This is a genomic window from Dyella silvatica (genome assembly GCF_026283955.1).
Classification (GTDB): domain Bacteria; phylum Pseudomonadota; class Gammaproteobacteria; order Xanthomonadales; family Rhodanobacteraceae; genus Dyella_C; species Dyella_C silvatica.
In genome coordinates, this window is sequence record NZ_JAPDPE010000024.1 from 16,524 (window position 1) to 39,752 (window position 23,229).

Genomic DNA, 23,229 nt, shown 5'->3' on the forward strand with positions numbered 1-23,229 from the left:
AATTTGCAGCGGCACTTCTGTCTACTGGCGAGATGATCCAGGTAGGTACGCAAAGTGAAGGTGTGCGGACGATCAACTGCGGAGATTAGGTTCAAATATTCACGGCGGACTCAGCTGATGAATTCGACGCAGTAAAACTCGCACAAGCAGCAAGAATGGGCTGCCAAATCGGGCCCATTCAGTATGCCGGCTTGTAGGAGGCCCTCTCCTCATTACGTTGCCGCCAATCGACTCAGTGGCCTTGGCGGTGGTTAACGTTGCTATTGCGTATAGCGCGCGGACCACTCGTCCTAAACTTTTCCTCAGTCCCCTGGATATGACTAATAGGGGCGCCGCGTAACTCGTGGCGCCAAAGATTAGTCATGGATTTTGCCCAGGGGAAATTACGATGGTCGCAGTGATTGCAGGGAATGGTCTGGGTCTGGATAACACGTCGCTGACTCAGCTCGGACAGGCATCGGGCGGGCAGGGGGCCATCGGCCAGGGCAGGGTCAACCAATATCTCAATGTGGCGAACGGCAATCTCGTGTTGCAGGGGCAAGACCAGGGGCTGATTTTTGACGGTACGCCGCTGAATGCTTTGCGCACTTACAACAGCCAAGGTCAGCTCAGTGGCAATCAGGGCTGGTTGTTCGGCTTCGGACAAACGGTCAATGGCCTGAGTGGCACCGTCAATACGGTGGGAAGCACCATCGTGCGCACCGGTGATGACGGTTCTGCGGTGACTTACACCTACAACGCCACGCTTGGGGTGTATGTCAGCAGCGGTCAGAGCGGGGCACAGGACACGCTGGCGTGGAATGCCGCCTCCTCCACCTGGAGCTGGACTGAAAGTAGTACGAGGCAGCAAGAAATCTACAACGCCCATGGCCAGCTGACTGCATTGAGTAATGCCGCGACGGGAGCCAGCTATAACTTCAGCTACAGCAATGGGATGCTTAGCCAGGTGGTGGCTGGCGATGGCGACACTCTGATTCTCGGTTACAACACGGCGAACCAGCTCGTCAACCTTTCGATTCAAGAAGTGCCTCCTGGACAGAGCGCCGCCGTGACGCGCCAGCAGGTAAGTTACAGCTACGACAGCCAGGGGCGTTTAAGTGTGGTGACTACCACGCTAGGGTCCGATACCAATAACGGCCTTGGAAGTTACAGCACCGCCTACGGCTACGACGGTACCAGTGATCGAGTGGCATCCGTCAGTCAAAGTGACGGCACCACTGTCAGCTATACCTATGGACAAAGCCCGCAAGGGCTTTATCGCGTGACCGGGATCATCACGGGGAGTGGGGCGGCAGCCCAGGCAATCACCCTGAGCTATGGCAATGGAACCACGACGTTGACCAATGCTTTGGGGCAGGCGTGGGTTTACTCATACAACGCCGCTGGTCAGCTGATTTCGATCGCGGCACCTGCAGTCAATGGTGCCAATCCGACGACGCAATACAGCTATGACAGCAGCGGCAACCTGCTGCAGCAGACCGATGCCAACGGCGCCATGACCAACTATGGCTACGACACCAACGGTAACGTCCTGAGCGTCGAAAACCCCGACGGAAGTACGATCAGCTACACCTACAATGCCGACGATCAGGTGTTGAGCAGGACAACATATACGGTGCCGGCCCAGGGGCGGCAGGGACAGTCGGGCTATGTCGCGCCTAGCGGCACTCAGACTACGTACTACATCTATGACACGAGCGATCGCCTGAATTACCTGATCGACGCCACCGGCGCGGTCACTGAGCACGACTACACCGCCACAGCAGCGGGCATTTATGTGCTGGCGACGACTCGTCAGTACATGGGGGCAACCTACGGGCTCACTGGGCTGAGCCCAAGTACGCCGCCAACCTTGGCGAATATGCAGGCCTGGGTCGCAAGCAATTCGGTCCAAAGCACGCTAAGCCAGATGAGCCGCGTGGATTATACCTATGACCTTCGCGGTCAATGGGTGACGAAGACGCAATGGGACACAGTCGATGCCAATGGCAACGGCGTGTCGGATGCGGCGACCGCCATCACGACGGCGACCCACGATGCGCAAGGCCGTCTGCTGCAAACGGCGACAGAGCGAGGCGCTACTCGTACGACTTTAGACATCACCAGTTATACCTACGATGGCCTTGGTCGAATCCTCAGCACCAAGGATGCCATTGGCAACGTCACCAGCTATATATACATCGATAGCAGCAATACGTTGACCATTACCCGCGCTAACGGATCAACGCTGACTCAAGTGCGTAATAGCGCAGGGCTGCTCATCAGTACCGAGCAATCGTCAGGTCCGCAGTCCAATCCTACGACGACCCTGTTGTACAACGCGGCAGGTCAGTCTGTAGCGACAATCAATGGACAGGGAAATACGAGCTACACCTTTTACGACGCTACAGGCCGTGTAACGGGCACCGTAGACGCGAGTGGACTGGTCACTGCATTCAGTTACGATGCCAGCGGCAATCGGCTTCAGACGATTCAGTACGCAACAGCCATCAACACCGCGGGCTGGGTGAGCAATGCCGCACTTACGGCGCAGTACCCGGCGGCGTTGCCGGTTCCCGCGGCAAGCAGTGGCGATCACGTCAGCTTGGTCATCTATGACGCTTTCAGTCGACCTGTAGCCACCGTCGATAGCACGGGGGCGGTGACGGTCACGGTGTATGACGCAACGGGGCACGTTACGGCGGTAACGCACTACGCCACATTGTTGACCGCGGCTCAAGTGACTGCCTTAGGTGGGTCACCCACGTTAACTGCTTTGCAAGCAGATATCAGTGCATCCAGCAGCGACCGTACCAGTCGGACGATTTACGACGCAAATAGCCATCCGATTGCCACGATCGGTACTGGTGGTAACGTCACGATGCTGACTTACGATGCGTCGGGAAATGCCATTGTCAGCATGGCTTACGCCACGGTACTGACATCAGCGCAAATGACGGCGCTAGGTACGGCGCCAACCCTGAGTGCGCTGCAGGCTGATCTCAGTCCCAGCAGCAGCGATCAGAAAAGCCTGGCCATCTACGATACGAATAATCATCCGGTGGCGAGTATCGATGCCGTCGGTAACGTGACGATGACGACTTACAACAGCGCCGGTCAGATCATCGCCAGCGCGGCCATGACGACGCCATTGACTGCTGCGCAATTGGTTGCGCTGGGCAATACGCCCACGCTGGTCATGTTGCAGGGGTTTCTCGATACCAATGCAGGTGGTTATTCAACGCCAACGATTTATGACGCCAACGGAAATGCGGTTGGTGTCATTGATGCAGGCGGGAAGGTCACGATTACCACATACAACGGCGCTGGTAATGCCACGTCGGCGACGCAGTATGCAACAGCCTTGGCGGTTGCGCAGATAGCTGCGCTTGGAAGCGCGCCGACACTGTCTGCGCTGCAAGCGGCGGTCAGTCCGAGCGCGGCAGATACCCTTACTCTGACCATCTACGACGCGAACAATCGTATCGTGGGCCAGGTAGGCGCCAATCTTCAGGCTACGATCACCACGTACGACAATGCTGGCAACGTGATTGCCAGGCGAGGGTATGAGCAGCCGATATCGGCTGCAACGGAGGCCAGCCTAGGAGGGGCGCCTACGCTAGCCCAATTGCAAGGTGTCATTACGCCGAATGATTCTGACCAAACCTATTTGGCGATCTACGATGCAAGCAATCACCTTTTGGCAACAGTCAATAATGGCCAGGTCACAACGAATAATTACAATGGCGCGGGCAATATCGCCAACGCCACGACGTATGCAACGGTACTGACTGCAGCTCAAATAACCGCGCTGGGCAATGCACCTACGTTAGCGGCGCTGCAGGCTGATCTTACCCATGGTGCTAACGATACGGTTATCACGATGGTCTACGATGCAAGCAATCGCATCGCTGCCACCGTGGATAACAGCGGTAACGTCACGACCACGACTTACGACAGCGCAGGCAATATTTCTGCAAAGACGTATGGCTCGAATACGTTGACTACCGCGCAGGTGGCCGCGTTGGGTTCTGCGCCGACACTCGCTGTGCTGTTGGCTGACCTAAGTCCAAGCGTTGGCGATAGCGTCAATCGAACCATCTATGACGGCAATAACCGTCCGGTAGCAACCATTGACGACCAGGGTCATGTCACCACAACGACCTATGATGCAGCCGGCCATGTCGCGGCGACGATAGCGTATGGAAACCCCGTCACCGTCACGCAGCGTGCGGCACTTTCGACATCGCCCACACTGGCCACGCTCACCTCTTTCTTGACTTCCAGTGCAAATGACGTCGCTCAGGTGTCGATCTACGATGCCAGCAACCATCTTGTTGGAATGGTCGACGCCAATCGCAACGTGTCGACCATGATCTACGATGTTTCCGGTCACCTGGTTTCGACAACGCATCACACGCCTGCGTTAAGCCTGTTGCAGGCCGAGACGCTTGCCGCATTGCCCACGATGGCTGCCTTGCAGGCTGATCTGAATATCAACGCCGGCGCCCATCTGATCCAGACGATTTACGATGCATCCGGGCACGTGATTGCCACCATTGGCGCTGACGGCACCGTCAATACTTCGACTTACGATGCGTCCGGCAACATGGTTGCAACGACACGTTATGCCACACCGTTGGCGGCAGGGCGAAGCTATATAACAACACTGTCCGCTTTGTTGGCTCAGTTAAGCCCGAGCTCCAGCGACCTTACAACGCATACGATTTATGACCTCAATAATCGCCCTGTGGCGACCATCGATACCACCGGTCATGTCACTACAACAACATATAACGTCGCTGGAAGCGTCGCTTCCACGACCAGCTTTACCACGGCTTTGACGACAGCTCAGCTCGCTGAGCTAGGCGGCACGCCGACACAGGTCGCGTTACAGGCCATAGTCAATGCGACATCCCATGTTATCTATGATGCCGCGGGTCAGGCAGTTGCCATCATCGATCCGCAAGGGGCGGTCAGCTATAACTTCTACGATGCCGATGGACGCGTGGCAGGCACCGTCGATGAGGCGGGGGCGCTGACTGCCTATGCGTATGATGCTGATGGCCATCGTACGCAAACCATCCAGTACGCGACCTCGATCAATACATCAGGTTGGGTGAGCAGCGGGGTGCTTACCAGCGGCTTTCCGTCGCTACTTCCCATCCCTGCCGCGAATGCACAAGATCGAATCACGCAAGTTATTTATGACGTAGCAGGCCGTGTCGTTGCGACAATCGGTGCTACGGGTCAGGTCAGCACCAGCACATTTGATGGTGCAGGCAATACTGTTTCCAGCACATCTTATGCCACTGCGTTAACAACGTCGCAGCGGACGCTGCTCGGCAGCGCGCCTGGCTTGAAAGCTCTGCAAGCCGATCTGAGTGCCAGCGCAAACGATCGTACGATCAGTGCGATCTATGACGCTGATAATCGTGTGGCAGCAACCATTGATGCACAAGGGTATGTCACAACAACCCTTTACGATGCAGCTGGCAACGTCGCCACGACGATGGCATACGCAACTCCGCTGACGGCACAGCAGCGGATCAACCTGGGTAGTACTCCCACGTTGGCGACGCTGCAATCAGATCTGACGAACAGCCCCGGGGACCAAGTAACGCGCAACTACCACGATGGTCAGGGGCGCCAGGTTGCTCAAGTCGACGCGGATGGTTTTCTGACCATAACAACGTATGACGAGACGCTGCGCAACGTCACGTCGGCCCGGTATGCGACATCATTGACGGCCGCCCAGCTGAGTGCGTTGAACGGGCATGAAAGTGCTGCTGTTCTTGTCGGCTTGCTCGGCGCTATAGCTGCCAACGAAGTCACACGGTCGACTTACAACGCCGACAATCAGCTATTGAGCAAGGCTGATCCTGACGGGGTGACGACCACTTATTTTTACGACAACATGGGGCTAGTCCATCTAACGATGGCCATGCCACTCCATGGCATACCTAAAAGCACGTCAACGACTTATGACGCTTTTGGCAACGTCATCGCCAAGGTGAATGAAAATTATCTGACGAGCACCATGACGGTGGACGCGTTGGGCAGAAGAACCTCGATTACCGATGTAGAGGGAAATGCGACATACACCTATTACGACGCTGCCGGCAGGGTGATTTACTCCGTACAAGGTGAACCCAATGGCAGTGTCTCCAACAGCTACGGCGAAGTAATCGCGTATACCTATAACGCATTCGGTGAGGTGCTGACAGAAACGCGTTATGCGGCCAAGTTGAACCTGGCCTCCGCAGGATTGACAGCAGCTACCCCACTGGCAACGGTTGCCGCACTGGTTAACGGGCTGTCTGCTCCAGGCGGCGATGCAAACGCCGTAAAAACGATGACCTATACCGGCGATGGTCAGATATCGACCATGACCGACGGTGATGGCTTTCAAACAACGTACAGCTATGACGCTTTCGGTGATTTGGTTCAAACGACGCAACAATTGAGCTCGCCTGGCACGGCGTTGGCATCGGGCAATAGCACGACGACGCAATACGGCTACGATGCGCGCGGCGAGCGCACGAGTGAAATCGATGCCCTAGGTACGTCGATGGCGCGTCATACGAGCAATGATTACGACGCGTTTGGACGTGTTATCCGTAGAACCGATGGTAATGGGAATACCGCTACCTATAGCTACGACCCGCTGGGTCGGCAGATCGATATCAGCCAGAGCGTGCAGGGGCGAGTTCTTCACCAGCAGGCTACTTACGATGCCTTTGGGCAGGTGCTGACGCAGACCGATGCGCTCGGTCATGCCACGACATATCAGTACGATGTGGCAAATCGCACCACCATCGTGACGACGCCCGATGGCGTCAAGATGACCACGATCGAGGATGGTTTTGGTCATGCCGTGAGCGTGACCGATAGTGCCGGGAATACCACGACCTACTCGTACGATGGTGTCGGTGAACTGGTCACGGTGACCGATGCGCTTAATGTCATCAGGAGCACGAGTCTGCAAAGTGGTGGTGGTCGTATCGTCGATACCACCGACCAGGCTGGGGAAGTGGTCGTGACGTACGATGCCGCCGGTCGGGTGTTGACGCGCGTAGTCGATCCCAAGGATTCAGTCGACCCCAATGGTCTCAATCTGGTTACTACCTATACCTATGATGGTGTTGGTCGTGAGCTGAGTGTGACTGATCCAAGCGGAGTGGTGACTTACTTCAGCTACGACGCATCGGGTCGTGTTCTAAGCCAGGTGCAGGACGCTGGTGCTGGCGAACTTAATCTCACCACGACCTATAGCTACGACGGCCAGGGTCGGGTGCTGATGGCCACCGTCGGGTCGGGCACTTCGGGGGCCAGCACGACGCAATATGTCTATGACGCGCTTGGCCGATTGGTGCAGAAAACCGTCGATCCCACTGGACTTCAACAGACGACCAGTTATTCATACGACGCAAACAACAATCTGGTCCAGCTGACTGACCCGAGCGGTAATGCGACGTATACGATTTATAACGAGGCTAACGAGGCTGTTTACAGCATCGCGCCAACGGGAGCACAAGGTTCGAGTCAAGGCATCGTTACGCAATATGGGTATGACGCGGATGGCCATGTGGTGGCTACCCATGTCTACTCGACGCCGGTGAGCGTCAGTAGTCTTGGCGCGCTCGCCAATGGCGGTGTCGCTGCCAATCTCGCTATTGGCGCTACGCTGGTTTCAGGTGCTGCGACTGCAAGTGATGCAATCAGTTATCAGGTATTCGATGCCGATGGGCGTCTGCAGTACACGATTGATCCCACTGGGGCTGTTACCGAAACACGCTATAACGCATTGGGGCAGGTTTCTGAAACCTTGGCCTATGCGACGCCTGTCAGCGTGTCTTCAACGCTGGGCGCTGCCTTGTTTGCCGGTACGGTGCAGTCCGGAGATTTGCAGAATGCGTTGGGCGCTGCCGGTGATAGTGATACCACCACGCGAGTCACGTACACCTACTACGATGGCGACGGGCGTGTGGTCTACACGGTGACGCCGAATCTGATCAGTGGCGTGTTGGGCGCAGCCGTCAGCCAGCTGCAGTACGACCTGGCGGGCCGCGTCGTCAGTACCATCGTCTACGGCTTGCCGTTGCCGATGAGCAGTGTGGGCGCCAGTGCTACGACGGCCTCGATCGCCCAGGCTCTTGCACAAGTGGAGACGGCTTCAACCACGCGCAGTACACAGTCTGTTTACAACGGAGCCAATGAGAAGGTTGCGCAGATCGATCCGAATGGCAACGTCAGCTATACCTTCTACGATGCCAACGGAAGGGTATCGGCGACGGTGGATGCGGCGGGTGGAGTAGTGCAGTACACCCGCGACACATTGGGCCGGGCTATTCAGCAGGTGGCCTATATTCGGGCAGTCAGCACCGCAGGTTGGTTAGCCAACGGGGCGGTGACGGTTACTGTTGCGGCCACGATGCCGCTGACACCAGATGGTCGTCTGACGCAGTACACCTATGATGCCTTGGGGCGCCTGTCGTCCGTCACTCATTACTCGCAACCGCCTGGCATGGGTAGCCCTGTAGATGGCGATACGCTTACCTACTTTTACGATATGGCATCTCGTGTTGTGCATACGACGGATGTCGATCTCAGTGGAAGCGCCGCGACTCGAGCAACCAGTTTTTTCTATGACGCAAATGGCCGCACTATCGGTACGCTGGATGCAAACGGCTATTTGACCACCCGCAGCTACGATGCGGCTGGCCGGCTCGTGCAGACCGTGGCTTATGCCACCGCGACAAACCCCTCTTTGCGGGGTGCTTACGCTACCTTGACGCCATTGGTCCCCGCATCATCAGGCTCGGATCAGGTCACGACGAACTACTACGACGCACGCGGCAATGTGTCGGGCGTGCTGGACGCGGACGGCTATTTCACGCAGTACACCTACGATCAAAACAATCGTCAGTTGACCAGCACGCGTTATGGCACGGTCGTTTCTGCAGCGAACCGCACCAGTCTGGTCGCTATTACGGCGGTGCTCGCCGGTACGGCTGCCGAAACCACGACCAGAAGCTATGACACCTATGGTGACGTGCTTAGTGCGCAGAACGCCGAGGGAACGGTTACTCAATACGCCTACGATTCCATGGGGCGCGTACTGCAAGAATCCGTGGCACCGGGCACGACGGATGCTCGCATCATGGGGACGACCTACGATGCGTTCGGCAATATTGCCAGTACAACGGATGGCGTTGGCGCTGTATCGAGGTATGCCTACGATCTATCGGGCAATAAAACGTCGATAACTGATGCGAGTGGCAATAGCACGTGGTACGTCTATGACTTGAAGGGGCGCTTGGTCTACACGGTTAGAGGTATCGCCGATGCTTCAGGAAAGCAAAACGCGCTGGGTGAGGTCAGCGAAACCGATTACGACGTATTTGGGGATGCATTAAAGACGACGGTGTATGCGGGGCTTATCCCGCTTAGTGCGGGTTTTGCCCCAACCGTGGCTTCGATGACAAGCGCCGTAACGGCAATGCCTGGAACCGGACATGACCAGGACGATCAAGTCAGGTACCAATATGATATGGAGGGTAATGTTGTCTTCAAGTCTGATGGAGACTTCAATGTAACTCAGTTTGCATATGATGGTTTCGGCGACCTTATTACCCGTACCAGGCAGCAAATTGGAAGCTTTAATTTTTCATCTGCTTCGACATTGAGCAGATCGGGTGTTCATATTTTTTCACGTCCAGCACCTATTACTAACTTTATCACCAAGTATAGCTACGACGCCTTAGGTCATATGACCGACCAATTCGATGAGTCTATTAGCTCAAGTAATGTCACTACTAATCTGCGTGAACTTCAATGGTCCTATGATGCTTTTGGTCGTGCAGTAGCCTATGTTGACGGCAATGGCGCCACCACAACCTACGGTTATGACAGCCTCAATCGAGAACTGACTCAAAGCCTCTCCGTATCGGGTGCGGTGCGCACCGTTGCGACAACGTACGATGCTTATGGTCGCGTGCTCAGCAAGGCTGATGCGCTCGGCCTGATGACGTTGTATGCCTACGACGATGTCCATCGCAGCATAACGGTTACCAGCCCAGGTGGGCTCGTGACGACGACCGTGCACAGCCGTGAAGGTCAAGACATCGCCATCACCGATGCGGGCGGCAATACCACCAGCTACCATTACGATGGCGATGGTCGCCTCTTGCAAACGTCACACCCTGACGGTGGGGTTGTCGTCAATCACTACGACTCATTAGGTAATCTGATTCAGACGCAAGATGCCGATGGGCATGTCATCACTTATGCCTACGATGCGGCCGGCCGCGTGCTTACCCAGACGGTTGACCCGGCCGGGTTGAAGCTGGTGACGACCTACACCTACGACGGTCGGGGTCTGAAGATCTCTGAAGTCGATCCCAATGGTGCAGTCACCACCTACGATCACGATGGCAACGGTAATGTCGGCACGATGGTCGAGGATGCGGGTGCCGCCGCGACTGCGCTTAATGTCAGTACAAGCTACGTATACAATATTAATAATGAAATTATTAATAGTTCTACGACTTCTTCGTTAGATCCATCGGGCTCTTCCAATCTTTATCAATACGATGGTCTGGGTCGTCTGATTAATGAGCAGTTGCAGACGGGTCAGGCGTCTTCTATCAAGTATAGCTATGACGCCAACGGCAATGTCGTCAAGAAAATCGACGGAAGCGGAAGCACATACTATTTCTACAATGAAGCGAACGAGCGAATCTATGCCTTGACGGACGTGGGCGGAGGCCCCGGCGTCGAGGGGTCGCTTCCCGACTTTGGTGCGATTACTCAGTATTGGTATAACGCCGACGGCCAACTTACCGGCACGCGGCAATACACAACGACTATTTCGTCATCGAGCCTGTCCGCTATCGTGAGGAATCTCCCTGTTTCATCGGGGGGCATCGAGGCAGCACTAAGCAGTGTCGCTTCTGTGGTAATCCCCGGCGTCGACGATCCGGTTTCCTATAAGGTGTACAACTCAAGCGGACAGCTGCAGTACACCATCGATCCGTCAGGGGCCGTCGTTGAGGCTCGCTACAACTCCGCAGGTCAGGTATCCGAAACACTGGCCTATGCACAGACCGTTAGCACCACGCCTGCTTTGGTTGCGGCGCTGTTAGCGGGGACGGTGTCCGCCAAGGATATTCAGTCAATCCTGGCATCGGCACAGAACAGCGAAGCTTCGGCGCGCATCACTTATACCTATTACGACAGCATGGGGCGTGTGCGCTTCAGTATCAGTAATGCATCGGTGGGTGGTCAGGGCGGTGGTCTGGTCAAAGAGACCCGATACGATGCCGATGGCAATGTCGTCGCCCAGCTTCAATATGGCACGTTGATTGCTCCTTCATCATGGGGTGGTACAGCCAGCACAAGTTCGATAAGTCAGTTGCTCGCCAGCATCACGAATGTGCAGGTCACCCAGGCAATCTACGATCAGGCCGGAAGGCAGGTCTATGTCGTTGATGCGCTTCATCAGGTCACCGAAACTCGTTACGACGGCGATAACCGGGTTACCTGGACGCTGCATTACGCGAATGCGATACCCGCGGCGACAGTATTGACCGTGGCAGCCGTTGCGGCAGCTGTGCAAGTGGCAAATCCTGACGCCACTAGCGTTCGCGGAGTCGGTAGCGTCTATGACAAAGCAGGCAATGTCATACAGACACTAGATACATTGAGCACGACGCCCAGTGCGATCTACACCTACGATGCGATAGGTCTGAAGACCTCTTATACCAACCGTGATGGACAAACCTGGACCTATGCCTACGACAGCTATGGCAACCTCATTCGGGAGACAAGCCCTGCGGTAGCGGTAGCCACCTACGGTAGCGATGGTTCCTATACGGGGGCGACACAGCAAGCGCTGGTCACCTTCTACAGTTATTACAGCAGTGGTCTCGTCAAATTCAAGACCGAAGCCTATGGACTGGCACAGGCTCGCCAAACCCAGTACAGCTATGACAATACGGGAAATCTGACCCGGATCTCGCAAGTGGATCCCGGCGTCATCAATCCCGCGACGGGTTTGTTGGTGGCGACTGGCAATCAGCTTGTCAATGTCACGACTTACAGCGCGCTGGGTCAGGCAGTGAGCAACCGAGTGCAAGAGAACTACCCGACTTACAAGGTCTATGACCTGGATGGTCGATTGGCCTATGACATTGACGCAAATGGTTATGTCACCGGATATCAGTACGACGCTTACGGTGAACAAACTGCGGTTACGCGCTATGCGCAGGCGATTGATCACTCCTTGTTGGCTAACGGGTCTCAGTCCCCAAGCAAGGAGCAGGTGCAGGCCTTGCTGGTGACATCATCGGCGGATCGCGTTGTCTCAACGACCTACGACAGCCTTGGCAATAAATTGTCGGTAATCGAGCCGGCCGTCACTTATACCAAGAGCGACGGCAGTACCGCCGTAGGTTCACCGACGACGACCTATACCTATGACGCCTATGGCAACGTCACCAGCCAGGCGGTATTGGTACAAGGTGACCCTGCCCAGGGCACTGCGATTTGGGCGACCACCTACAACTACTACGACGCGCTCGGTCACAAGACCATGTCGGTCGATCCGATGGGCTATGTCAGTACCTGGAGCTATAACGCCTTCGGTGATGTCACCAGCACCACCGATTGGGCCACCGCCATTTCGACCAGTGGCCTGGTGGCCGGTGGCGCACAGCCAGCGAATCCTCCAGCAGGTAACCCCGCCACGACCGGGGCTGATCGAACCACCCAGACCACCTACGACAACGATGGTCGAAAGCTCAGCGAATCGGTACTGCGAACCTACGTCAATGCCAGCGGCGCGACGGTGCAAGGCTTTGTCACCACCACGTATGGTCACGACGGCGAAAATCGTGTCACCACGGTCACGCAGAACGGTCAAACCATCACCACGCAGTACGACGCCCTGGGTCGAATACTCAGCGTGACAGCACCGCAAGAGCGTGTGCTGGTAAGCAACTGGCAGGCGCTGCTGGCGGCCAACCCGGTGCTCGATCTGACCAGTGCGTCGTTGTACATCATGGCCTCTCAGGTGATGAGCTACACCTACGACGCCTTCGGTAACAAGTTGGTGCAGACGCAGAGTTCCACGGGCTCCAGTCAAGCGGTAAGCACGTATTACCAATACGACAATGCCAATCGGCTTGTGGCCAGTCTCACGCCGTTGGATGGCAGTTTGCCGAACTGGACATCGAGCCAGGCCAAGTACATGACGTACGACAGCAGTGGCAATCTGTTGAGTACGATCTCGACACTGACGGGCGAGGACAATTCAACAGTCACCGTGCAGACGAGCAATGTCTATGACGACGACAACCTGCTGATAGGTACCACCACCTCACGCTCTGGCATACCCACCCCGGACAGCATCACCAAGACGCAATACAACGCGTTTGGCGAGGTCATCAGTGCCGGTGATGGAGTCATCGCCGCTGCCGTCACCAGCTATGACAACGCGGGCTGCCGACTCACGGCGACCGATCCCAAAACGGGTGTGTTGCATACCTACGGTTACAATCTTGCTCATCAGCTGATCATCGATGCCGTTCCACTCTCCGCGTCGGGCGGTACGGTCTGGACCAAGTACACCCGCGACCTGGATGGCCGGGCGATTGCCGAGCAGGTGCCCAGTACAAATGCCGCGACGGGCGAGAATGCCGGAACGCTTTCGGCGGCATACGATCACTGGGGCAATGTGCTGTCGTCCACCGATGCTGCCGGTAACACCACGACCTATACCTATAACGAGCGCAACCAGGTCATCACGCAGGCAGGTCCCGCCGTCTCCGTGGTGGACATGCATGGGGTCAGCACCTTATCGACACCGACCAAGACCTCGGCCTACGACATCAACGATAACCTCGTTGCTGTTACTGACGAGAACGGCAACGTCACACGCACGACTTACGATACGGTGCGCCAGTTGGTGCAAACCACCGATGGTGCCGGTGCAACCTCCTATGTGGCCTACGATGCCTTGGGTAACGAGGTGGCTGACCAGGATGGTATCGGCCATGTCACCTTCAAGAACGTCGATGCCTTGGGGCGGGTCGTGCAACAAGGCGACTTCGTGCTTTCGGCCGATGGCAAATCCCGCGTCGCGACGTGGCGGCAGGCCTATGTGCTCGATCAGGGTGGCAATCGCCTGGTGACCTATGACGGTATGGGCAGTGCTTATCTGCAGAGCGGGGACGCAACCAACGCCGCGCTGCATGCCAATTTCTACGGTTATGACAGCCAGGGGCGTGTGCAGTGGAGTCAGGGTGCGGCACAGCGCGCTGCCAGCACCTTCAATGTGCATGGCCTGCAAGGCGGTTCGTGGACGCAAGCCATTCCTAATGCCGATTTTTCACAGGGTGCTACCGGCTGGACCCCTGGCCCAGGCTGGTCCGTAGGTAATTTCGGGACTGGCCCGTACGGCCCTTGGACGGCGTCCTTCGGCGGATCTGGTAGCAGCACCGCGTTCATGTTCAACAACAATCGCGTCCCCGTGGTTCCAGGCCAGAGCATTACGGCCTGGGGCTGGTTCGTAGTGAACGGCGATCATGGTGGTGGCGCGATTCAAATCACCTGGTTCGATGCCAACGGTAATTCGCTTGGTGGCCCCAATAGCCAAGACATCGTGTCGGCGGGTAATGGGGCGGGTAAGTCGACCCTGACGGGTACGGCTCCAGCCGGAGCGGCCTGGGCAGAGATTGGCGTTGGGGCGACCAACGACAGCGGCTCAACAATCAATACCAGCGGAGTCGGTTGGAGCTACGTGCCGCCTGCATGGGCCACCAGCACCGGTGCGGATGGTTCACCCATCGTTACCTTGCCTAGCGGAAGCTTTTCGCAGCAGCCGACCAATCCGGATTTCGAGAATGGCGACAGCGGCTGGAATATGGGCACGGGTTGGTCCACACACACCCAGTCCAATACCTCCAATGGCTCTTGGGTTGCTAACTACACCGGCAACGGTTCGGCCCTGATGGTCAACCAGGATCGAGTGCCGGTAACGGCCGGGCAGAGCATTTCTGCGTCGATCCAGGTTTCTCTCTATCTGGCGCCTAGTGGTGCGGCGGCTTCCGGTGCGGTGGCTATCCAATGGTTCGATGCTGCGGGCAACGTGATCAGCACCAGCATGGGCAATGTGGTCAATAACGATAGTCAGGGCGACTGGCGCACTTCCAGCCTCACGGCTACGGCGCCTCCCGGCGCGGCCTTTGCGGCGCTGGCTGCCTATGGCAGCGCCAATGGCATCGGCAATGTGAATGTGGATGCGGCGGTATGGAATTACCAATACATTGCGCCCACGCCCACCGGCGTGGTGCAAACCACCTACATCTACGATCGAGACGGCAATCTCGCCAGTGAAACCACGGCCGATGGCGATACCGAAACCTGGGTGCGCGATACCTATGGCCGGGTGCTGCAACACACCGACCTGAGCGGGGCGCGTTATAACTACAACTACGACCCTGCCAGCGGACAATTGATGAGCGAAAGCGACAACTGGTCGCCCGGTTCGCAAAATCAATCCACCCCGGCCTATGTCACCGCGCCGCTCGCCACGCCGAACAGTTCCACCCGCACCTACTACGCGGATGGCCAGCTCGCCACGCTGACCTATGCCGACGGTTCGGTCTACAGCTATAGCTACGACGCCAACGGCAACCAGACACGGCAAGAGTCGACCACGGTCGATGGCAATAACAAGGCGGTGCATACCGTTACCCAGACCACCTATGACAGCCACAACCGCATCAGTCACGTGGTTGCCACCGATGTTATAGCGGGCACCACCACGCTGGATGAAACCTTTAGCTACGATGCGGCCGGCAATCGTCGTGAGATCGTCGCTACCAGCGGCGCGACCACGACCAACGCCTGGTACACCTATGACGGTGACAACCGGGTGCAGGTCTCGGCAGGTGCGCTACAGAATGGCGTCATCCTGGTCACCAATGCGGCGACCTCGTATGCCTTGGGCTATGACGGTGACGGCAACGCGATCACCCGTAGCACCGTCATGGCCGGTGGCGATACGTCGCTGCAGCGTTCGTACTTTGATGCTCGTGGTGAGTTGATCCGTGCCGACTACGCCGTGGATATCACCGCAGGCGGTACCTCGCGTGGCATCGAAGAGCTGCGCACTTACGATGCTGCCGGTCATGTCACCTCGATCAATCAGTTCTACGCCCTGGGCACGACACTGGGCGCGCGGCCACCAAGCAAGGTAAACCCCGACAGCGGTGAGGGTGACCCCGGCACCACCGGTACGAATGTGGGTGGCGAGATGTCCAGCGCCACCATCGATCGCTATGACGCCGTAGGCCGCCTGGCTGAAGAGCAAAACTTCGGCCATGCCAGCAACTGGGATGGCACCGGTGGCGATGTCACCGTGCCGGTGTCGTTGCCCACGCCCGATGCCACCACCTATGGCAGCCTGTCGTTGCAGAACGCGGTGGTCTACCAGGGCCCCAACGGCAGCGCAGGCTATGACGCGATGGGCCACGTGGCGTCGTATCAATACCGCGACGCCAGTGGACGTGTCGATCAATACGCGGTGACCTATTTGCGCAAGGACGATTATCTGGAGGCGGCCACCAGTGGCCAGAATGTCTCCGGCACCGCCAACGTGCGCCCTGCCACCGACGAAAGCTATTACGACAATCGCGGCAATCGCCTAGCGATCGCCCAGCACACGCAGTATGCGGGCGGCACGGTTGCCGATACCGTACGTGTGTTCGCCTACGACGGTAACGGTCAGATCATCGAGCGTCGCGACGGCACCGCCAGTGGTGCCACGCTGAGTCAAGGCAGCAATGCCAGCCACCAGAACCAGCACTATGTCTACGTCAATGGCCAGCAAGTAGCCCATGTCGATGAGGGCGGCACGCTGGATGTACTCGATCAGGTCACCGCGTTCAGCAGTGGCAGCAGTTCGGGTGGCTATGTGGTGCAGGCGGGCGATACGCTTAAGAGCATTGCACAGGCGCTCTACGGTAACGCCAGCCTGTGGTACGTCATTGCGCAAGCCAATGCGCTGTCCAGCGATAACGACCTGGCGATTGGCCAGAGTCTGACCACTCCGGCGGTAACCACCAACGCCAACGATGCGACGACGTTCAAGCCGTATAACCCTGGCGAGATCGCCGGCAGCACCACGCCGAACTTGCCGACGATAGCGCCGCCACCGCCGCCGACTCATCAGCATTGCAATGTGCTGGCGGAGATCATTGTGATTGCGGTGACGGTGGTCGCGACGGTGTTCACGGCGGGCGCCACTAGTGAATTGCTGGCTTCGGAAATCGGTGCCGCCTTCGTCGCTGGCGCCGCAGGCAGCGTGGCCGGTCAGTTGGCTGGTGACGTGCTGGGTGTTCACCAAGGCATCGACCTGGGTCAGGTGATCACCAGCGGCGCAACCGCTGGTGTTGCGGCAGGTGTGGGCAGTGAGTTGGGGCAGTTCAGCGATCTTGCCGCCGAGAGTGGGCAGGGCCTGAATTTTACCGGCAACGTGATCCAGGGCGCGGCAACCTATGTAGGTGCCGATGCCGCCGCCAAGATCACCGGTCAGTCGGCGCACTTTAGTTGGGCCGGGTTGGTTGCCAACAGCGTGAGCGCAGGGGTGAGTGGTGAGTTGGGCGCGACTACGGCGGATGTGCTGCAGGGCAGGCTGGGCGTGAACTATTGGGGCAATATCGCCGCCAGTGCCGCAGGTGGCGTAGTCAATCGCGAAACGAGTCTGGCCTTGGGCGATCGCCATGTGCAGAGCTGGCAGCAGATCGGCGAGACGGTGGGTGGGAATGCGCTGGCGAATGCAGGTGTTGCGGATTACCGGGCATACCAGTCGCAGCAAGCCATGGCGGCACTCAATAGCAGCGATAGTAATTTGTTGGCGAATACGCAGGGCGGATTGAATGCTGCTCTATGGCAGCAGAGTGGTGGGTTCGATAACGGGCAGCCGATGTTGGATGCAGCGTGGCAGCACGCTCAAAATAGCATCGACGGTTCGTTTGCTACGGGAGTGCAGGCCAGCCTGGGTAGTGGTAGCTGGGCAAACTCTAGCCTGGTGGACACGGGTTACGGAGCTGGCAATACGTCAAATGCATACGGCGGCGTCACTTATGATCCTACCTCCAACATACCGCTGGCTAGGTATTTTGTGCAGCCTGATGCTTCGGATGACGTCGGATCTCAAGAGGTCTCCGCAAGCTCCCGGACACAAGAAATGCAGCGCATTCGTGACATTGTTCCACTCATAAACGGAGCTCGTGATAATCCGTCTGTTGACCAGAGTGCATGGAGCCAGGCGCGGGTGGCTGGCGAGTACGCTACAAATCAAGTGATAAGCAATGCCCCCGATGCTGAATCCAGCGTTGCGCGAGCTGAGCTGCTGGCGCATGGTTTGATAGCCACTAATCTGGAAGCGGTACAAGTGTCGGCGCAGAGCGATGCGGGGTCACAGGATGGTCTCGACGACGCTGCGTCGAGTAATACCGCTGGCGCCAGTACAGGCGCGGTCGATAGCTTGTGGAGCTATGGCACTGGGTCGGTACTAAGCGGTTTAAATGATCAGCTGCGGGATACTGTCCCGGGCAGTGCAAGAGATACTGAATTACGTCGCCAAGTAGCGCTAGCCGGTTCCGTGAGTCGTAGCCCGCTAGACAATATGCAGGCCCAGCTGACAATTCAAGAACTTGGCCTAAGTCGTTTGCAAGGTGAGATTGCTAGCTATGGTGCGCCGCTGCCGACGCTTCGAGCTTATGATCCAGTCATTGATGAACGAGCCCAACGACAAGTGGCTCAGCTTGAGATGCTTACGGGAAATTCGTTTGCAGGAGGATTTTATGGAGCCTCTGTCGCACTCGGTGCAAGTGATCAAAGGGCTGCCCAGATTGCGACTGCTGCTGGATTGGCGACAGATGCTGTGATGGCTGCAGGTGCGGTATCTGGTATACGGTTGGGGAGTGTTCCAAATAGCGGCGTTGGGCGCATTGAATTCGCTGGGGAGCCGCAAGAATTTGTTACCGATCTAGGCCATGTGACGGGTAAAAGCGCGCAGGCAAGGAATCAAGCAATTAGCGCCATCATCAAGGAAGACTTCCCTAGCCTTAATTTGTCCTATCAACCGCAGTACAGTCCTTTCATCCGTACCGGGATTGCTCAAGAAGGCGGTGGAACTCAAATTGGCAAGGCCAATTTCTCGTCCAGAGAATCGCTCCGCAACGTGATTGTTCACGAGGAGCTACACCACAGGTGGTGGGAACGGGGTGTGCTCGACCATCATCCGAGGGGAGGTGCGAAGGAATTTAGGTTCTATGAAACAATCCGACGCTATGAGCGAATGAGAGGCTGGGGCGAGTGAAGAGTTCAGACGAAGTATTGTTTCCGTGCCCGCGTTGCGGTAGCGCCGATCAGTTGCGAGCAGGCCAGTCCGTATTCCATTCACAGTTGCGATGGTATGAATCCGTGAATTGCCAACACTGCGGACTGAGGACCGAGGCCGATGGCCTCGGGTTCCCACCGGATGGCGTACGAGAGCGGATGTTATCGGTTACCGGTCTCTGGGAATTATCTTTCAAGGAAGTAAGGTCGCTACCTCTCGCTGCCAGAATTATTAAGGAGCATCTTGCTCTTGAATCGAAGGAGGCATTGGCCCTTTTGCGGGGGGCTGGGGCAGTCGTGATCTACAAAGGCACAAGCGTGGAAGCCCTCTGGCTGGCTGAGCAATTTGAGAAGGTGCTTGAAAGCCCGCAGATATCGCGTATCGGATGATGTCCGGCCCGATGCCCTAAATAGCGTTATAAACGGCTCTGAGCGAACCTTGGGATTGGTACAAGCGGACTCGAGAATCCGAGCACGCGGCGAATGGGTGCATTGTGAAAAGGGAGGACTTCTACGGCGGGGATATGATCGCTGTCGCGGTTGATATTGGTACAAGAGATGAGCGAATCAAAGACGATCTGTGATCGCTTAGCTGGTGTTGTCTATAAGCCCGCCTATCGGCGGGCTTATAGTTCCAAACACAGCAACTTCGTTGCCAGACGCTTGAAGTGCCATCAGAAGAAACAAACGGGTCAGTGACATTCTCTTTATGTCACTGACCCCTTATTTGGCTTGAGAGTTGAATACATCAGGCATGTTGGGGGGGGCTGCTGTGGCCGTTACGGATAATGCGGCTACCTATGCAGGTATCTATGGACTAGGGCGTGGACATAACGATCTGCCGCCTCCCACGGTGGATGTGACGGAGCAAAGGGGTCAGTGACACTTATCCCTAAAGAAAATGCCACTGCCACCTTAGTTGAAATCTTTAGCTATTCGACCTTGAATTCATCGAAATGCCAAGTGAAATGCATATTGGTTTTTTTCATTCCCTTGATTAACGCCACTCCATAAGCGTCAAGGTAGACATAACTTTGCTGGGAATCGGCTATGCCGTTATCATTGGTGACGCTGCACGTATACTCTCTCGCATCACCTTGCATTTTTGCATTCAATTTTGAAGCAGAGTAAGTGCCCGCAGATGTGCACGACATGCTGCGATCGCCATCCCGGGCTCTTGGATTGTTCCAGCTGGCCTGATACATATAGTTCAGCGAGGGCTTATCAAGCGACGTGTCAATCTGCGAGATTGATTTGGCTCGTCCAATAACGGGCATCTTGACATTGTTCGGATAAATAACTTGCCAGATCAACGGATAGATGCCGCGATACGTCAGTGCGAAGGATGTATAACTCTCGATGCCATTGCTGTAATCGGTGACAACCTTTTCGATCAGGCCATTACCGGCGTTCTTGTAAACTATATCGCTCGACCATTCCATGGTCATGCCTGTTGCATACTTGAATGTGGTTGTCTGCTTGACAGTGAGCTTATTGAAGGGAAGTGGCTTTTCTGTGGGCTGGGTTGCCGTTTCCAGTAATGACTTGGATAGTTGATTTGGCGCAAACGATCGCACCAAATACTCCTCTTTATTTTGATGCGCAGATTTTGGCGTGTCGGTGGCACAGCCTGACAACAACAGGCAACCCAGGGTCGCCGCTACAGCAGCCCTGTTTCTATGAAAATACATCAATTTATCCCCTGAATCCGTTGCGAGACTATTTAAGCCTCATTTCGCACATCCGACCTCGGCGTAACGGCTGCTACAAAGCGGTCAAGACATTCCGCGGAGGATCATGCCCGAAAATAGGGAATGAAATAAGGGGCTGGCAGCGACTCTTCTGAAGAAAAGGTCACTCAACTCACAACCATTGCAGATGGCGTCGTCAATGGGTTGGAGGTGTCTTATGCATGCCCACTTTGTTTGCGAAATGGTATCTGACACGGCCTGCGGCGTTGGGGTTCGCTTGTAGCTCACTTTTTTGCAGCCAAAGCACCAATTAGGCAGATTGCTGCTGAAATCCGGGGTCGGCATCGAAGGCTTTGTGTATGTGTCGACTCCCCTCATTTCAGTGCCACGAGTAACTAGAGGTGGCCGGGTCGTTGTACGTCGCTCCAGAGATGCCTAGCTCGCGGCATATATCCTTGACCTGCCGACCGCTGTCGGCCTGTTTTAGGGGGGGGGACGATCTGACTCTCAGTGAATTCGCTCTTACACATCGTTGGTCTCCTTGGGGCTAGTTTTAACGGGACCTCTTCCTATGCGTGGAGTGAGATTACGGGAGGGCGATAGACTCATAGCGGCGTACTTAATTGGCCATCTATGCATTTATTTGTATCGGCTAGTGTATTTTCCTCTAGTGATACTCCAGTCAGGCTATTGGCTCTTGAGCTTCGTTGTGAAGACGTGTTTCGAGAGCGGAAGATCAACGAATGCCCATGCACCTGTCACTGGCTCAAGTGCACGAATGCGGTCCATTCCGAAGGGATGAGGTGGCTATTAGGTATCGCAATTATTTGCGAATAAGATATTTCTTGCGAAACGCGTCAGCGAAACCCTACATGTTTTTCAGCTTGCGGCGGGCTGACTTTCGCCTGTACATTCTTGCGGCGTGCTGCGAAGTGGATCTCGTGGTTGATAGGGGCGCGTTTCACGTCTGAAGTTAGACGTCTAGGGGTAGTCTGTGTCGTACGGTGTGATCGGCGTCACCCACGTTGTGGTGACGAGTGGTTTTGTTTGCCTAGGGCATGCCGTTGTATGAATCGCCTGATTCAGCTGCGGGCCTATGCTCTGCAAGATCCTGACAATGAGCGGATCGTTCTCGACATCATCGATGAACTCCTGGATAAGGGACTCATCAGTGAGGCGCGTTCCGTACTGAACGATATCCGCGAGTCATGGCGTACTCATCCTGATTTTCTCTGGCGCACCGGGCGTTGCGCTTTATGCGGCGGGCAGTTTGCCGAAGCTATCGAAGCCTTGCAGTCCTTGCTGGCGGCCGGGAGTGATGCGGCGGCTGTGCGGCATGATCTGGCTTTTGCCTTGCTCTGTGATCGTCAACTGGATGCTGCCGAACAGGTGTTGGCACCGGTGCTGGCGCAGGCTATTGCATTGCCATCGATAGGTATATTGCACGCCCGTTTGTTGCAGCATCGCCGTCAGCTGGACGATGCGGTTCTTATCGTCGAGGCCATCGTCCACGACCATCCCGAGCATGCCGAGGCATGGGGGCTTTTGGCCTTGCTGCATGTCGACCTGGTGCATCCCGAAGCAGCCCGAAAGGCCGCCGAGACTTCTTTACGGCTGATGCCGCATCAGCCCGACGCGTTGACTGCGCTGGGTACGCTGGCCTTATGGTCGCGCGATTCGCGTGCGTCGTATCAGGCTTTTGCCGATGTGCTGGTCTTTCAACCCGATGCCGGACGCGCGCTGGCAGGCGCCGGCGAATCGTTGATGTTGACAGGCGATATCGCGGCGGCGCGTGCGTTTTTGTCACGTGCGGTAGCGCGCATGCCAAACCATATTGGCACCTGGCATGCATTGGAGATCGACCGGAATTTTGGCGAAACCCATGGCGGCTTTGCCTTGATTCATGCACTCAACGGGCAGATGGACGAAGCCAGGCAGGCCATCAAACGCGCGCTGCGGCTGGATTCGGATAGCCGTAACGCCCGCTATGCGCAGAGCCTGCTGTGGACAGCCGAGGGCCGCACGCGTGAGGCCGCCGCCATGGTCGACGGTATCTTGGCCGAGGCCGGCTTGAACCCGGCGCAGCGGCCGGTCGGGTTTATCGAACAACTGCAAGCGCGCATAAAACCCGCAGGATGTGTCTAGG

3 protein-coding genes and 1 pseudogene are annotated in these 23,229 nt (G+C 56.5%); 2 read left to right on the forward strand and 2 right to left on the reverse strand.

Annotation, left to right across the window (positions count from 1 at the left end; translation table 11 throughout):
- The first annotated feature begins 388 nt into the window (after nucleotides 1–388).
- Nucleotides 389–19,372, forward strand: coding sequence for a LysM peptidoglycan-binding domain-containing protein (locus OUZ52_RS06920; protein WP_266157646.1), 18,984 nt, complete (start codon nucleotides 389–391; stop codon nucleotides 19,370–19,372).
- Nucleotides 19,373–20,324: 952 nt separating this feature from the next.
- On the opposite strand, the gene OUZ52_RS06925 is transcribed toward OUZ52_RS06920, so the two are convergent.
- Together OUZ52_RS06925 and OUZ52_RS06930 are read right to left on the reverse strand one after the other, a co-directional pair.
- Nucleotides 20,325–21,083 carry a hypothetical protein gene (locus OUZ52_RS06925; protein WP_266157647.1) on the reverse strand — a complete coding sequence of 253 codons (759 nt, stop codon included), beginning with the start codon at nucleotides 21,081–21,083 and terminating at the stop codon, nucleotides 20,325–20,327.
- A gap of 415 nt (nucleotides 21,084–21,498) precedes the next feature.
- A pseudogene (locus OUZ52_RS06930) lies at nucleotides 21,499–21,613 on the reverse strand (transposase); the annotation flags it as partial.
- 538 nt (nucleotides 21,614–22,151) lie between these two features.
- Between OUZ52_RS06930 and OUZ52_RS06935 the strand changes: the two are divergent.
- Entirely contained in the window at nucleotides 22,152–23,228 is a 1,077-nt protein-coding gene (locus tag OUZ52_RS06935; RefSeq protein ID WP_266157648.1) for a tetratricopeptide repeat protein, read from the forward strand.
- Nucleotide 23,229 lies beyond the last annotated feature (1 nt).

Excerpts from the sequence above, each read along its gene's own strand:
- OUZ52_RS06920 (WP_266157646.1), top strand. The coding sequence starts at position 389 with ATGGTCGCAGTGATTGCAGGGAATGGTCTGGGTCTGGATAACACGTCG.
- OUZ52_RS06925 (WP_266157647.1), bottom strand. The coding sequence starts at position 21,083 with ATGTATTTTCATAGAAACAGGGCTGCTGTAGCGGCGACCCTGGGTTGC.
- OUZ52_RS06935 (WP_266157648.1), top strand. The coding sequence starts at position 22,152 with ATGAATCGCCTGATTCAGCTGCGGGCCTATGCTCTGCAAGATCCTGAC.